Origin of the sequence: Nitrosospira sp. Nsp18 (assembly GCF_900103145.1) — a bacterium.
GTDB lineage: Bacteria > Pseudomonadota > Gammaproteobacteria > Burkholderiales > Nitrosomonadaceae > Nitrosospira.
Map to the genome: position 1 here is coordinate 1 of NZ_FMWY01000002.1, position 14,427 is coordinate 14,427.

Annotated in this window: 13 protein-coding genes; 12 read left to right on the plus strand and 1 reads right to left on the minus strand. The window is 53.7% G+C overall.

Annotated elements, in window-relative coordinates:
- Positions 1–204 precede the first annotated feature (204 nt).
- From BLS94_RS00920 to BLS94_RS00970, 11 genes are all read left to right on the plus strand, one after another.
- A complete protein-coding gene (locus tag BLS94_RS00920) occupies positions 205–582 on the plus strand; it encodes a hypothetical protein (protein WP_090957376.1) in 378 nt (125 codons plus the stop codon).
- A gap of 208 nt (positions 583–790) precedes the next feature.
- Positions 791–2,239 (plus strand): TolC family protein, encoded by a 1,449-nt coding sequence (locus BLS94_RS00925; protein WP_090957377.1) that lies wholly within the window; start codon positions 791–793, stop codon positions 2,237–2,239.
- On the plus strand, positions 2,236–3,786 hold the full coding sequence (locus tag BLS94_RS00930; RefSeq protein WP_090957378.1) for an efflux RND transporter periplasmic adaptor subunit: 1,551 nt from the start codon (positions 2,236–2,238) through the stop codon (positions 3,784–3,786). The genes BLS94_RS00925 and BLS94_RS00930 overlap by 4 nt, the downstream gene beginning before the upstream one ends.
- Positions 3,787–3,848: 62 nt before the next feature.
- The gene (locus BLS94_RS00935) at positions 3,849–7,025 is read left to right on the plus strand and encodes an efflux RND transporter permease subunit (RefSeq protein ID WP_090957379.1); all 3,177 of its coding nucleotides are present in this window, start codon (positions 3,849–3,851) and stop codon (positions 7,023–7,025) included.
- 242 nt (positions 7,026–7,267) lie between these two features.
- Entirely contained in the window at positions 7,268–7,570 is a 303-nt protein-coding gene (locus BLS94_RS00940; RefSeq protein WP_090957380.1) for a putative quinol monooxygenase, read from the plus strand.
- A gap of 155 nt (positions 7,571–7,725) precedes the next feature.
- Positions 7,726–8,943: a DUF2863 family protein gene (locus BLS94_RS00945; RefSeq protein ID WP_090957381.1), complete on the plus strand. Its 1,218-nt coding sequence runs from the start codon at positions 7,726–7,728 to the stop codon at positions 8,941–8,943.
- Positions 8,944–9,031: 88 nt separating this feature from the next.
- Positions 9,032–9,439: a peptide-methionine (R)-S-oxide reductase MsrB gene (gene msrB / locus BLS94_RS00950; RefSeq protein ID WP_072766654.1), complete on the plus strand. Its 408-nt coding sequence runs from the start codon at positions 9,032–9,034 to the stop codon at positions 9,437–9,439.
- Between the two features lie 286 nt (positions 9,440–9,725).
- A complete protein-coding gene (locus BLS94_RS00955; RefSeq protein WP_072766321.1) occupies positions 9,726–10,271 on the plus strand; it encodes a septation protein A in 546 nt (181 codons plus the stop codon).
- Positions 10,271–10,570, plus strand: coding sequence for a YciI family protein (locus BLS94_RS00960; protein ID WP_072766322.1), 300 nt, complete (start codon positions 10,271–10,273; stop codon positions 10,568–10,570). The genes BLS94_RS00955 and BLS94_RS00960 overlap by 1 nt, the downstream gene beginning before the upstream one ends.
- A gap of 9 nt (positions 10,571–10,579) precedes the next feature.
- Entirely contained in the window at positions 10,580–10,843 is a 264-nt protein-coding gene (locus BLS94_RS00965) for a BolA family protein (RefSeq protein WP_072766323.1), read from the plus strand.
- 26 nt (positions 10,844–10,869) lie between these two features.
- On the plus strand, positions 10,870–11,667 hold the full coding sequence (locus tag BLS94_RS00970; RefSeq protein WP_090957382.1) for a peptidylprolyl isomerase: 798 nt from the start codon (positions 10,870–10,872) through the stop codon (positions 11,665–11,667).
- Between the two features lie 111 nt (positions 11,668–11,778).
- Here BLS94_RS00970 and alr read toward each other — a convergent pair whose 3' ends face one another.
- Complete coding sequence (gene alr / locus BLS94_RS00975) at positions 11,779–12,852, minus strand: alanine racemase (RefSeq protein ID WP_090957383.1); 1,074 nt, start codon at positions 12,850–12,852, stop codon at positions 11,779–11,781.
- Positions 12,853–13,052: 200 nt separating this feature from the next.
- Here alr and lplT point away from each other — a divergent pair, with 200 nt between their 5' ends.
- Positions 13,053–14,327, plus strand: a complete 1,275-nt coding sequence (lplT, locus tag BLS94_RS00980) for a lysophospholipid transporter LplT (protein ID WP_072766326.1) — start codon at positions 13,053–13,055, stop codon at positions 14,325–14,327.
- Positions 14,328–14,427: the final 100 nt, after the last annotated feature.

Genomic DNA, 14,427 nt, shown 5'->3' on the forward strand with positions numbered 1-14,427 from the left:
AAATCATCTTCGATGCACTAAAATGAATTCCTTTCCTTATGGCACAACGTTAACTGCAAAACTGTTTCGGTAACCTTTTTCTATGGCGCAACGCGTTTGGGCAGTTCATTGCTCCCTATGCGAAATCCTGAGCTTGGCCTGTGCTAACGAGAAAAAAAGCAGCTATTGGCATTATTCGTTCCCGGGTATAGAATCTAAGAAGCCATGAACCCACGACGCCATATCCACCCCGTCATGCTTGTACTGTTCGTCACTATGATGACGAACGCATTTAGCTGGGCGTTTAACGGCGAGGTTTTCGCTCATGAGCTCGATCATGAGCATCACGTTCTTTCTCTCGATCCCACAGCGCATCTTGAGGCCCATCAGCATGCGGCTATAAACGATGAGGGCCATCTGGATGCCGCTACTCATTTGTGTCTTCACGCGGCAGGGCAGTATCAGCCTTTTTTCTTTACAGCTCCTTTAACTGTACCCACTTTCACCGGCATGGAAGTTCCGGGGGTCTTTGTCTCTGCCACCGTTCCCGAATCCATTCCCGAGTCACCTCTGCATCCACCCCGAAACATCCTGGCAAGCTGAACCTGCAAGTCTCGCACGCGTATCCCCCTGGCATTGCTATGGGCGGACCAGGCTCGCCGGGAGAATACTCGAGGCCTTTATCCTCGTGCCCATTGTGCCGCTGCGCCTGTGCAGACTTGCCGCATTCTCATCTGCGTAAGGACCGGCTGACTCATAGTAGCGCCGGTTACGGAGTTTGGTATCACGCGTAGCCTTGCGGAGGATTTTCATGAGCTTTGATGTATCGTTCGCGCCGTCACGATATTCCGTGCTGGCTGGATGGCTTATTCTTGTGCTGAGTTGGCATTCTTCGGCAATTGCAGAAGGTACCTTTGCCGGCGTCATTCCCGACAGAAGCCTGCGCGTTTCCGATGTGCTCCAGCCTGAGGAGAAGGACGACTTGACTTTACGGGATGCCGCGCTGCTTGCATTGCAGCGCAATCCCGAACTAGCCTCTTTTGCCAAGGAGGTGCGCGCCCTGGAAGGCGCAACGCTTCAAGCAGGACTGCTGCGAAACCCCGAGTTATCGGTCAACGTCGAAAATGTCGGAAATATTCAGCCACTGCAGGGCGATATAAACTCGCAAAAGGCGGTTGCGCAAGAGGTTGTGCAACAAATCACGACTATCCGCATCAGCCAGCTGATCGAGCTCGGCGGGAAACGCGCAGCCCGGGTCAACGCGGCGCTGCTAAATGAAGAACTGGCAGGTAAAGACTATGAAACAAGACGGGTGGAACTCATCGCCCGGATAGCAAATACCTTCACGGAAGTGCTGGCCGCACAAGAACGTGTGCGACTTGCCGAGGATAATCTGCAACTGGCACAGAGGGTAGTCAGCACGACCGGGAGACGTGTCCAGGCCGGGAAGGTGCCTCCCATCGAGGAAACCAGGGCCGGAGTGACACTCTCCACCACCCGGATCGAGCTTGAGCAAGCGCAGCGTGATCTGGCGTCGGCGCGCAAACGGCTGACGCTGCTATGGGGCAACGCTTCCCCGCGATTTACCCGAGCGCTGGGAAATCTTGAATCATTGATCACCCTGCCAAGCTTTGAAGTTCTCGCGGAACGCGTTCTCAGCAGCCCTGCAGCGCTTCGCGCCATGAAAAATATAGAACAGCGTAAAGCGCTGCTGGAGGTGGAGCAGACCCGGCGGATACCGAATCTGACCGTAAACGCGGGTGTCATTCACCACGCGCTGCTCGGTGGCAATACGGCTGTGGTCGGCCTTGTGATGCCGTTGCCATTTTTCGACCGTAATCAGGGCAGTGTCCGCGAAGCGCATCAACGTGTAGATAAGGCCATCGACGAGCAGGCAGCCATCGACCTGCGGCTTAAAGCCGAGCTCACGCTGGCGTATGAGACTTTGTCGAGTGCGCAAAACGAGGTGGGTATACTGCGCGACGAAATTCTGCCCGCGGCCAAAAGCGCGTTCGAGGTTACCAACAAAGGCTATGAGCTGGGTAAGTTTGGATTTCTTGAAGTGCTGGATGCGCAACGCACTTTATTCCAGAACAGAATTCTTTATGTGCGCGCGCTTGCGAATTACCACCGCCTGGTCAATGAAATCGAACGCGTGATTGCAGCACCCATCGATGCGGCGGTAAGTCCTGCTGCAATCAACGGCCAAAATACAAATGGCACAAATGACGCAAATGGGGATTCAAGGAGCACATTGTGAATAAGCGCCAAAGGATATCGATTGCCGTTGTCATCGTAACAGGGATCTTCCTGGGTGGATTAATCCTTATCTGGAACAAGGCTCCTTCTCCCGATACCCCACATGAGGTTCATGATGAAGCTGCTGCCACCGGCGCTCACGAGGACCATGAAACCAGTAACCACCCAGCGACGGAAAGGCGAGCCGGACAAGAGCCTGGCAAAGGTCCCCGAGGAGGAAAACTGTTCATCAAAGACGGCTTCGGCGTAGAGGTTACTATTTTTGAAAAAGGGGTGCCCCCGCAATTGCGCCTCTACCTCTATGAAAACAGGAAGCCGCTTCCGCCCACTGCCGGGAAAGTAACGGTCACGCTATCCCGGCTGGGTGCGCCGGCGCAGATATTCAACTTCAAGCCTGAGGCCGACTATCTGCTGGGCGATCAGGTAGTGGAGGAACCCCACTCATTCGATATGGCAATTGCTGCCGAACACGACGGTGAAACTTTTCGCTGGGGTTACAGCCAGGTCGAAGCACGGGTAGCAATGCCGGAGGAAATGCTGAAAAGCAACGGCATCGAAATACATACTGCCGGGCCGGCGACGCTCAAGCTGACACTCAAGCTGCCGGGCGAGATCGTATTCGATGAGCATACCATCGTGCAGGTCGTACCCCGCTTGCCCGGCATCGTGGATGCCGTCAATCGGCATCATGGCCAGCATGTGCAGAAAGGCGAGGTACTTGCCGTCATCGAAAGCATGATGCTGGCTGATTTACGCAGCCAACTCTTCGCAGCGCGAAAACGGCTGGGGCTGGCGCGGATCACATTTGAACGTGAAAAGCAGTTGTGGGAAGAAAAGATCTCCGCAAAGCAGGATTATCTCACCGCCCGGCAGGCGCTGGTCGAAGCCGAGATCGCCTCGGATCTTGCCTTATCCAAATTGTGCACGCTCGGCGTGCGGCCTGAGGCAATTTATCAGGAGCGTGATCTGTCCCGCTATGAGATCCAGGCGCCGATTCCCGGCCTTATTACCGCCAAAGCCATAGCCCAGGGCCAGACGCTTAAAGAGGATACGGCCATCTTCACCATAGCCGACGTGTCTACCGTATGGGCGCAAATCACGGTTTATGCGAAAGACCTGGATGTGCTAAAGATCGGGCAGAAGGCGAAGGTAAAAGCAACGGCGATCGATGTGGAGGGCGAAGGGGAAATCTCCTACATCAGCGCCCTTGTTGGTGCCGCGACGCGCACTGCCACCGCGCGGATCATACTGGATAACAAGGACGGCAGATGGCGGCCGGGCATGTTTGTCACAGCCGAACTGGTGGCCGAAGAAATTCAAGTGCCTGTCGCGGTTTCGGTGAATGCCATCCAGACGCTAAACGACTGGTCGGTGGTGTTTGGCCGCTACGGTGAACACTTTGAAGCACGTCCACTGAAGCTCGGCCACAGCGATGGCAAGATGGTTGAGGTGCTGAGCGGACTCTCCGCTGGAGAGCAGTACGCCACAGGCAACAGCTTTATCATCAAATCCGAACTCGGCAAGGCAGGTGCATCCCATGATCACTGAAAATCGATGCAGCCAAACGGCAAACTGTAGGTCAGCCGAGATTTTTCCGATGGTCATACACCATGATTGAACGCATCTTGCAAGGTTCGATACACCAGCGCGGCTTCGTGATAGGCGCGGTACTGGCCATGGCCGCGGTTGGCGTTTACAGTTTCCAGAAGCTGGCTATTGACGCCGTACCGGACATTACCAATGTACAGGTACAGATAAATACCTCGGCGACAGGCTATTCGCCGGTGGAAGCAGAGCAGCGTGTGACCTTTCCGATCGAGACGGTCATGGCCGGCCTTCCCAACCTTCACTACACCCGATCCCTCTCTCGCTATGGCTTATCCCAGGTAACGGTTATTTTCGAGGATGGCACCGACATCTATTTCGCGCGACAGTTAGTGAATCAGCGCATCCAGGAGGCCAAGGCCAAACTGCCTGTTGGAATTGTGCCCACGATGGGACCGATCTCCACCGGCCTTGGAGAAATCTTCATGTGGACCGTTGGCGCGGAGAAAGATGCGCAAAAGCCGGACGGCACTGCATATAGCACGATCGACCTGCGGGAGATTCAGGACTGGATTATCCGGCCCCAGTTACGCATGGTTAAAGGGGTAGCGGAAGTCAACGCCATAGGTGGCTACGTCAAGCAATTTCACGTCACACCCTATCCCGACAAGCTGCTCTCCTTTGGACTGACATTACAGGATGTCATCATTGCCCTGGAGCGAAATAATCTTAACGTAGGCGCAGGCTATATCGAAAAAAGCGGTGAGCAATACCTGGTTCGAGTGCCGGGGCAGGTAGTGGATCTGGATGAAATCGCCAATATCATTTTCGGTTCGCGCCAGGGTATACCCATACGCATCAGGGACGTTGCGGATGTCCTGATAGGCAAGGAACTGCGCACCGGCGCCGCAACACAAAATGGTGAGGAAATAGTCCTTGCCACCGCACTCATGCTGATTGGAGAGAACAGCCGAGCGGTTTCTCATGCTATCGCCGACAAGCTGATTGAGGTAAACCGGACCCTGCCGGAAGGCATCGTCGCCACGCCGGTATACGATCGCACCGATCTGGTGGACAAAACCATCTGGACGGTCGCGACCAACCTGTTCGAGGGCGCAACCCTGGTAATCCTGGTGCTGTTCCTGTTTCTGGGAAACCTGCGTGCTGCACTGATTACCGCGCTCGTTATTCCGCTTTCGATGCTGTTCACCTTCAGCGGCATGGTTGCCAATCATGTCAGCGCCAATCTGATGAGCCTGGGGGCGCTTGATTTCGGCCTGATCGTCGACGGTTCCATCGTGATCGTCGAAAACGCCATCCGGCGGCTCGCGCACGAGCAGGCGCGGCTGGGACGACTGTTGACTCCAGCCGAGCGCTTTGCTGTGGTCTTCGATGCATCTCGGGAGGCCCGGCGAGTGCTGATCTATGGCGAACTAATCATCATGGTGGTCTATCTGCCGATCTTCGCGTTGTCAGGCGTGGAAGGAAAGATGTTTCATCCCATGGCTTTCACGGTCGTGATCGCACTGGTCGGCGCGATGATTCTCTCCGTAACATTCATCCCGGCGGCAATTGCGCTCTTCCTCTCCGGCAAGGTAGCGGAAAAAGAAAGTCCGGTAGTAGTGTGGGTGAAGAATATGTATGTGCCGGCCCTAACGGCGGCGATGCACAACAAGGCGCTGACGGTCACGCTGGCGGTGGTGATTGTGGTGCTGTCCGGCTTGCTGACGACGCGAATGGGCAGCGAATTCATACCCAGCCTCAATGAAGGAGATATAGCTCTCCATGCCATTCGCATCCCGGGAACGAGCCTGACTACTGCGGTCGAGATGCAGGACGAACTGGAGAAAACAATCAAGACATTTCCCGAAGTGGAGAGGGTGTTCTCCAAGATCGGGACCGCCGAAATTGCGACCGATCCGATGCCGCCGAGCGTGGCGGATACCTTTGTTATCCTGAAACCCCCGTCGGAATGGCCGGGGCCGCACCATACAAAGCCGCAGCTGGTCGCCGCGATTGAACGGGCGGTGCGGGAAGTACCGGGTAACAATTACGAGTTCACCCAGCCGATACAGATGCGTTTTAATGAACTGCTTTCGGGCGTGCGTGCGGATGTCGCCGTAAAAGTATTCGGCGACGACATGGATACGCTGCTCGCTGTAGGAGAGGAGATCGAAAAAGTTCTAGGCACCATCCCTGGCGCAGCGGACGTGAGGACCGAGCAGATCACCGGATTACCGGTACTGTCCATTCAAATGGATCGGGCGAAGATGGCACGTTTCGGTTTGAATGCTGTGGATGTGCAGGATGCCGTCGCCATTTCCATTGGTGGAAGAAGCGCGGGCACTATTTACGAGGGAGATCGCCGCTTCGATCTGCAGGTCCGATTGCCGGAATCCCTGCGCAGCGATATCGAGACGCTCGAGCGTTTACCCGTCAGGCTGCCCGCTTCCAACATGGCGGTTGCCGCGGCGCCTGCTGCCGGCGTAGTTGGCTACGTCCTGCTGGGCGAGGTGGCTAATCTGGAAGTTGTCCAGGGACCTAATCAGGTAAGCCGTGAAAACGGCAAACGCAGGGTAGTGGTTACCGCCAACGTGCGTGGCAGGGACCTGGGATCCTTCGTGGAAGAAGCGGAAGCGCTCATCGCAGAGAAGGTGAAGAGTCCGCCGGGTTATTGGATAACCTGGGGAGGGCAATTCGAGCAGTTGATTTCAGCCGCGAAGCGCCTTCAGATTGTCATTCCTGTGGCCCTCGGATTGATTTTTGTCCTGCTCTATACCATGTTCGGCAATGTCCGGGACGGACTACTGATGTTTAGCGGCGTTCCTTTCGCGCTTAGCGGCGGAATTGTGGCGTTGTGGTTGCGGGATATCCCTCTGTCCATTTCCGCCGGCGTGGGATTTATCGCCCTGTCTGGCGTAGCCGTGCTCAACGGCCTGGTCATGCTGGCGTTTATCCGTGATTTACGCGCGCATGGCATGGCCCTGGATGAAGCCATTCAAACCGGCGCCCTCACCCGTTTGCGCCCGGTATTGATGACGGCATTGGTGGCAGCGCTTGGGTTCGTCCCCATGGCGCTCGCAACCGGAACAGGTGCGGAAGTGCAGCGGCCACTGGCAACCGTGGTAATCGGAGGCATTCTTTCGTCTACCGCCTTGACCCTGCTGGTACTGCCCATATTGTACCGCCTGGTTCACGGCAACGATAATGATCGCGATGGAATCTTATCGGTTAAAAATTGAGCCCGTTTCTACCTGCACTATGTTGCTCAACTGCTGTAGAGCTGATCTACACGCAGAGGTGAATATCCACCGCTTACTGCATTCCACGCCAAAAAAAACCCTAACGTCCCGTCTGCATGTCGTGACCCGATATGAAGATGGGCGAAAGTACTTATTTAATCTGCCGATCTCGCCTTTTGTGGGGAAACGGTATGATGTCTGGAGTTGTGCCTCGTTGTCCAACTTCAGAAAGGAAAACCATCATGCTAAAAGTTGCTCTATTTGTACGATTACAAGCCAAACCAGGGAAGGAAACCGATGTAAGCAATTTTCTCGAACAGGGACTTACACTCGCGAACCAGGAAGCCGAGACGCCAGTATGGTTCGCTCTTCGCCTGGGACCGTCCACTTTCGGCGTTTTCGATGCATTCACCGATGAGGCGGGGCGGTCGGCGCATTTATCCGGTCAGATCGCAGAAGCACTGAGCGCCAACGCAGCTGATTTACTGACGGAACCCCCGCAGATTGAGTATATAGACGTACTCGGCGCGAAGCTTCCACTCTGACGCCATCAGCTACGAGAACCGGGGGTAGCGCGAAGGAGCGGAGCAGATAATCCACCCGCTCCTTCGGATATTCGATCCCCTAAAAGCTTATCCTCCTTCCATCCCCGGGATTTAAGTTAAAATATTTTTTTGATCATACGCGCACATTAATTTTCATGAAAAAAACTCGCGCTCCTCATCGCACCAAATCTCCGCGCGTAGTGCAAGAGCTTTGCCGCCTGGCGGCGGGGCTTGCCGCTTCAGGCAGCCGTATAGAAGACGCCTTCTGGGAAAACCGGCTTGCGGCAAAGATACACGCCCAGCTGCGGACAAGCGACGATCAAAATCTCGAAGCGGCGCTGGATCAGCTTTATGACACAGACCCGGCGGGTTATAGCGAGTTCATTTATGCCATAGAGGCGGCAATTGAATGCAGCATATTGACACATGAAGATCGACGCTATGATGTGCTGATGTTTGCCGTGCCGGTGCTGACCTGGTCGCGATTTTCAATTCCTTCGGGGCCAGTAGACGAAGCAATGCTGGCCAATTTGCGGGTACAGTTGCAGACCCATGTGCTGGCGCCGAATGTTCAGTTCGTGCTCGCGGATTGTCTGTTCAGTCCCGACCAATTGCCGCGCGGCTATCACCTTACACATGAGCTGGCCGGCAAGCTATGGTCGGCAGCGGTGGCTGGAGAGCGTATGTTGCATATGAACCCCAACCGGCTAGCCGAAACCGGCCGTTTTCTCTCCGATACACGTTATCTTCTAGGGGGCATCGCGGCGCCGCAAGGAAAGGCCATGTTCCGCTGGCAGCAAGCGAACGGGGTTGGCGAGACCAGGAACAGCAACCTTCCGGCTCTGATGTTATCAAAAGAGGAAATTGTGCTTGCATGGCAGACTCACGGCGGTGAAGCTTTACGGCAGTTGTTCCTGGGGTGCGCGTTTGAATTACTGATACCCGATGGCTTTTTTTCGGCCTGGCGCATGGCGGATCGCCTCGCCCGGCCCTATTCCACGCATGCGACCGTTAATTTCCTGCAAACTACACTGAATATCTCACCAAACAGGCTGCGTGCGGTAATCGCGCCTTTCTATGATCAGTGGCTGGAAGAATACCGTATAGGTTTCACGCTCAAGGATCGCAACGAGGTGCTGTACGGGATAGTATGGGCATTGGTTGGCGATGAAGATGAGAGCAGCGATATCGTCACCCAAATCGAAACGACCTTGCGGGAATGCGGCATAGGTCATACCATGTTGCTGCAAAATCATTTTCTTCTGGACTATTGCGAGGAGTGTGGCGCTCCATTGTTTCCAAACCCGGAAGGCGAAGTGGTTCACGCTGAATTTCCGGAAGAAGGCGAAGTAGCGCCAATACATTTACATTAAGATACACTCTTTGTCCGCTTGGAATACATCCCTGAAATATCCTTGAGATACCTTTCAGGTGGCGCTAAATTTTCGACTGAAGGGAATCATGGACCGAAAAATCGTCAAGTCTGAACAGGAATGGCAAAAGCAGCTTACGCCTCAGCAGTACCATGTTTGTCGCGAGGGCGGTACCGAGCCCGCTTTCACAGGTGAATACTGGAATTGCCACGATAAAGGCGTATACCGTTGCGCATGCTGCGGTGCTGCGCTATTCAGTTCGGATACCAAGTTCGATTCAGGCACGGGTTGGCCTTCTTTCTGGCAACCGGTGGCCCCGGCCAATGTCACAGCCGAGGAAGATAACAGCTTTTTCATGCACCGGACTGAGGTATTGTGTGCCCGCTGCGACGCACACCTGGGGCATGTATTCGACGACGGACCTGAGCCAACCGGTTTACGCTATTGCATCAATTCCGGATCACTCAAGCTCGATCGGGGAACAGGCAATATATAAGCGGCTCGATTGCTTTATCAGTACGGCATATCTTTTTTATGACACTGAAAGACATGCCGGGCGTTTTAGTGGAAATCTAGCTCGACCGTTCGTCATTCGTCCGGCCTTTTTTACCTCATTCGTCCAGTCTTTTTTAGCCAGGACGGAGAATTATCTGTCGGGGCTAAAATCTCCCGCAATTTAAGCGTCTATATTCGCTCATCTTTCTGGAAAATTTGAATAGATTTTTACGTGGCTAACGGCCATAATTACTCTTCAACGGCTCCTGCCGGCCCAGTTGGACATTATGAAGCTTCTTTTTGATCTCTTTCCGGTAATCCTGTTTTTCGTTGCTTTCAAAATTTATGGCATCTACGCGGCCACTGCCGTTGCCATTGGCGCCACTTTTGCGCAAATCGTCTGGGTCTGGTTTCGCCACGGCAAGGTGGATACCATGCTGTGGGTCAGCCTTGTTATCATCGTTATTTTCGGCAGTGCAACATTGATCCTGCAAGATGAAACATTCATCAAGTGGAAACCGTCGGTACTTTACTGGCTTTTCGCCGCCGCGCTACTGTTGGCCCACCTGGTTTTCAAGAAGAACTTGATCCGTGTCATGATGAAAGAACAGATCAAGCTGCCAGACCCCGTATGGGGCCGCCTCAACGCCAGCTGGGCGGCATTTTTCGCGTTAATGGGCGGAGCGAATCTTTACGTGGCTTTCAATTATGATACTGATACCTGGGTCAACTTCAAGCTGTTCGGGTTTATGGGTCTGATGGTGGCTTTTGTCCTGTTACAAGGTGTGATGCTGGGTAAATACATACAGGACAGTGAGGATAAGGAAGCGTGATGTTCTATGCGATAAACGGGGAAGATATACCCGACAGCCTGGAAAAAAGGATGGCGGTCCGTCCGGAACATCTGGAACGCATCAAGGTATTGCAGGAAGAGGGGCGTCTTATCCTGGCTGGACCATACCCGGCAATCGATAGCCCCGACCCAGGCCCGGCAGGATTTTCCGGTAGCCTGATCGTAGCCGAATTCGAATCACTGGAAGCAGCGCAAACCTGGGCAGAAGCCGATCCATATGTCACTTCCGGCGTATATGGCAAATTGACGGTCAGGCCATTCAGAAAAATTTTACCTTAAATAAAACCGTTGAGTACAATTGAATTGATCAAGCAGAAACTTTCTGTTCTTGAACCGGAAAAAATTGAAATCGTGGATGAGAGCGCCAGGCATGCAGGGCATGAAGGCGCTAAAAGCGGTGGCGGGCATTATTTACTCACCATTGTTTCCCATAAATTTTCCGGGAAATCCGCGTTGGCGCGACATCGTCTGGTCTATACCGCGCTGCAAGAGATGATGCATAAGAATATTCACGCCTTAAGTGTAAAAGCGTATACTCCCGAAGAAATTTGATTTTGATCCCATGACAAGGAAGCCCCATGTATTTTATTAAATTTTCCCAACTAACAGCGCTAGGTATTTCCGGGCTGATTGCCGTGACGGCTGTTCAGGCTCAAACTGGGTCGTCCATGGCGAAGGTGAATGGAGTCGCCATTCCTCAGTCACGCATTGAATTTATAATGAAAGCGCGCGCTGCCCAGGATCAGCCGGATTCTCCTGAAGCCAGAAAAGCCTTGCGTGAGGACCTCATAACCGAGGAAGTAATCGCTCAGGAAGCGAAAAAAAAGGGACTCGACAAGGACCTGGATTTCGTAACCCAACTCGAGATGGCTCGTCAAACAGCCCTGGTTAGAGCTTATCAGGTCGATTACATAAAAAACCACCCGGTTAGCGATGAAGAGCTGCGCAAGGAATATGAAACGGTCAAAACTCAGATGGGTGACAAAGAATACAAGGCGCATCATGTTTTAGTTGCTAGCGAGGCAGAAGCTAAGGATATTATCGCGCGTATCAAAAAAGGTACCAAGCTTGAGAAGATTGCCGAGGAAAAATCCCTGGATACCGGTAGCAAAAATAAGGGTGGCGAGCTCGACTGGAGTCCTGCTGCAAGCTATGTCCAGCCCTTTGCCGAAGCCTTGACTAAATTGACCAAGGGTCAGCTCACCGAACAACCGGTAAAAACGCCCTTCGGCTGGCATGTTATACGGCTGGACGACGTGCGGCCCCTGAAGGTTCCTCCATTCGAAGAAATAAAGCAGAACCTGGCCCAGCGCGTATTGCAACGTCAATTCGCGGCATCTGTCGGCGAGTTGCGATCCAAGGCGAAGGTTGAATAACTCGTATTCAAATGCTCGCTAGATAAAAAGGCGGTCGGTGACCGCCTTTTTTTACGAGCGCAATTTGAACAGGTCCAAGGAAAAACCCGAACTTTCGCCTTCTGAATCGGATCAAGTTACTATCTGCATGCGTGGCGCCAGTGCGCATAATAACTCGTAGCCAACCGTACCGGCTGATTGCGCCACCTCGTCAACGGGCATTCCCTTTCCCCAGAGCGTTACCGGGGTACCCACCCCGGCGTTTTCTATTTCGGTCAGATCTACATGCAGCATATCCATGGATACACGCCCGACAATGCGGGTGCGCCTGCCGTTCACCAGTATAGGGGTGCCAGTAGGCGCGTGACGCGGGTAGCCGTCGGCGTAACCGCCCGCGACAATTCCCACGCGCATCGGCCCCTGTGTACGAAAAGTATGACCATATCCGACGCCATCTCTCGGCTCAAGCGTTTGCACCGCGATGATCTTGCTCGATACCGTCATCGCCGGGTGCAGATCCAGCTCGTCAGCAGGGGTGTCGGCGAATGGGGAGGCGCCATAAAGCATGATGCCCGGCCGTACCCAATCGGCATGTGTTTCGGGAAAACGGAGGATAGCAGCGGAATTAGCCATTGAACGGGGCAGATACCGCCCTTCGGCGGCAGCGTTGAAACGTTGTAGCTGCGCGGCGATGCTCTCGCTTCTGCAGGGCTCGTCTGCGCGGGCAAAATGCGTCATCACGGTAATTTGACCTACGGCAGAATTCGCTTTGAGGGTTTCCAGCGCAGCGGGAAACTCATCAAGCGTAAATCCCAGCCGATTCATGCCGGTATTGAGCTTCAGAAATACATCTAGCTTGCCGCGGGGCCTGGATGCCGACAACATCGCGAGCTGCTCGCGGTGATGGATTACGGTGCTTAAGTGGTATTGCTCGATCCAACCTAATTCGCTTATATCGAAAAAACCTTCGAGTAGCAAAATCGTCTGGCGATAGCCCGCCTCCCGCAGCCGCACGGCAGCGTCCAGCTCAAGCATTGCGAACCCTTCTGCTCGAGCTAGTGCTTCGGCGGCACGCAGTAGCCCATGGCCATATGCGTCAGCCTTGATCACTGCCATCACGCGCGAGTTGGGGGCGTGGCGGCGAACGACGGACAGATTATATTCGAGTGCGGAGAGATCGATCAGTGCCTGGATGGGGCGTGACATCAGCAGGGCAACCTCTGAATAAATCCACTGCAGAGGATTCTGGATTTAGGCAGAGGTTTCTTGGGACATAACAAATATTTCATCAGTGATCCTGAATCAGATGGTTTCAATTTTATAGCACAACGGTTTCGTGATATTGCCCGGATGAGCATTGTATAATTCCTCGCCTTACGGGTGAGAAAGTTTTAGGAGAGCAAAGCTTGAAACGCGGATTCTATACCATCATGGCAGCGCAGTTTTTCTCTTCGCTGGCGGACAATGCGCTGCTGGTCGTCGCCATTGCGCTGTTGATAGAACTGCATGCGCCTGCTTACCTCACTCCGATGCTCAAGTTTGTGTTCGTGTTGTTTTATGTGATTCTTGCCCCGTTCGTTGGCGCTTTTGCCGATTCCATGGCCAAGGGGTGGGTAATGTTCATTAGCAATAGCATCAAGATCGTAGGTTGCAGTCTGCTTTTTCTGGCATCGCATCAGTATTTTGCTCTAGCTGCCTATGCAGTCGTCGGGCTTGGCGCCGCTGCTTACTCTCCCGCTAAATACGGCATACTCACTGAACTGCTGCCCCCCGAAAAACTGGTCGTAGCCAATGGCTGGATCGAAGGTTTGACCGTTGCCTCCATCATAATAGGCACGGTGCTGGGCGGGCTACTGATCTCACCCTCGGTCTCCGCCATGTTTTTGACGCTCGACTTTCCACTCATAGACACAGGTGTGAATACCGTCGCGGAAGCCGCCATACTTCTTATCGCCGTATTCTATACCACCGCCGCCATCTTCAATCTGTACATTCCCAATACCGGAGTTGACCACCGCGTTCTCAAGAAAAACCCTGTATTCCTGATACATGAGTTCGGGCATTGCATGAAGCTGTTATGGACAGACAAGCTCGGGCAAATTTCGCTGGCTGTCACTACGTTGTTTTGGGGGGCGGGGGCAACCCTGCAATTTATCGTGCTGAAATGGGCCGATATCGCGCTCGGCTATCCGCTAAGTAAAGCTGCGCAATTACAAGGCGTAGTGGCCGTAGGGATCGCGGTAGGCGCCGTTATCGCGGCACGGTTGGTGTCGCTCCGGCAGTCGGTAAAAGTGATTCCTCTTGGCATCGCCATGGGCATCGTCGTAATAGCCATGATTCTGGCGCACGATTTGTGGATTGCGGTTCCGCTTTTAATGCTGATCGGCGGACTTGCTGGTTTTTTTGTAGTGCCGATGAATGCTCTGCTGCAACACCGCGGACACATCCTGATGGGTGCCGGCCACTCCATAGCAGTTCAGAATTTCAATGAGAACCTGAGTATTCTCACCATGCTGGCCGTGTATGCAATATTGGTGAGTTTCGACGTCCATGTTTACACCGTTATTGTTCTGTTCGGCCTCCTCGTGGCGATAATCATGGCGTTGATACGTCGATGGCATCTGCGTAACCAGAGCATTGAAGATTCATTGCATCTGATCGGCGCCCATAAAGGGCACTAGGGAATCTGAACAAATATTGAGAGCAGCCTGACCCTTTGGCTACGACTATAAATGCGTTGCCGGCTGTGCTTCCTGGCTTCCTGGCATCCTGGACTGAGCA

What these genes read in the sequence shown, in the direction of transcription:
- BLS94_RS00920 (WP_090957376.1), top strand. Translation starts at nt 205, where the DNA reads ATGAACCCACGACGCCATATCCACCCCGTCATGCTTGTACTGTTCGTC.
- BLS94_RS00925 (WP_090957377.1), top strand. Translation starts at nt 791, where the DNA reads ATGAGCTTTGATGTATCGTTCGCGCCGTCACGATATTCCGTGCTGGCT.
- BLS94_RS00935 (WP_090957379.1), top strand. Translation starts at nt 3,849, where the DNA reads ATGATTGAACGCATCTTGCAAGGTTCGATACACCAGCGCGGCTTCGTG.
- BLS94_RS00940 (WP_090957380.1), top strand. Translation starts at nt 7,268, where the DNA reads ATGCTAAAAGTTGCTCTATTTGTACGATTACAAGCCAAACCAGGGAAG.
- BLS94_RS00945 (WP_090957381.1), top strand. Translation starts at nt 7,726, where the DNA reads ATGAAAAAAACTCGCGCTCCTCATCGCACCAAATCTCCGCGCGTAGTG.
- msrB (WP_072766654.1), top strand. Translation starts at nt 9,032, where the DNA reads ATGGACCGAAAAATCGTCAAGTCTGAACAGGAATGGCAAAAGCAGCTT.
- BLS94_RS00955 (WP_072766321.1), top strand. Translation starts at nt 9,726, where the DNA reads ATGAAGCTTCTTTTTGATCTCTTTCCGGTAATCCTGTTTTTCGTTGCT.
- BLS94_RS00960 (WP_072766322.1), top strand. Translation starts at nt 10,271, where the DNA reads ATGTTCTATGCGATAAACGGGGAAGATATACCCGACAGCCTGGAAAAA.
- BLS94_RS00970 (WP_090957382.1), top strand. Translation starts at nt 10,870, where the DNA reads ATGTATTTTATTAAATTTTCCCAACTAACAGCGCTAGGTATTTCCGGG.
- alr (WP_090957383.1), bottom strand. Translation starts at nt 12,852, where the DNA reads ATGTCACGCCCCATCCAGGCACTGATCGATCTCTCCGCACTCGAATAT.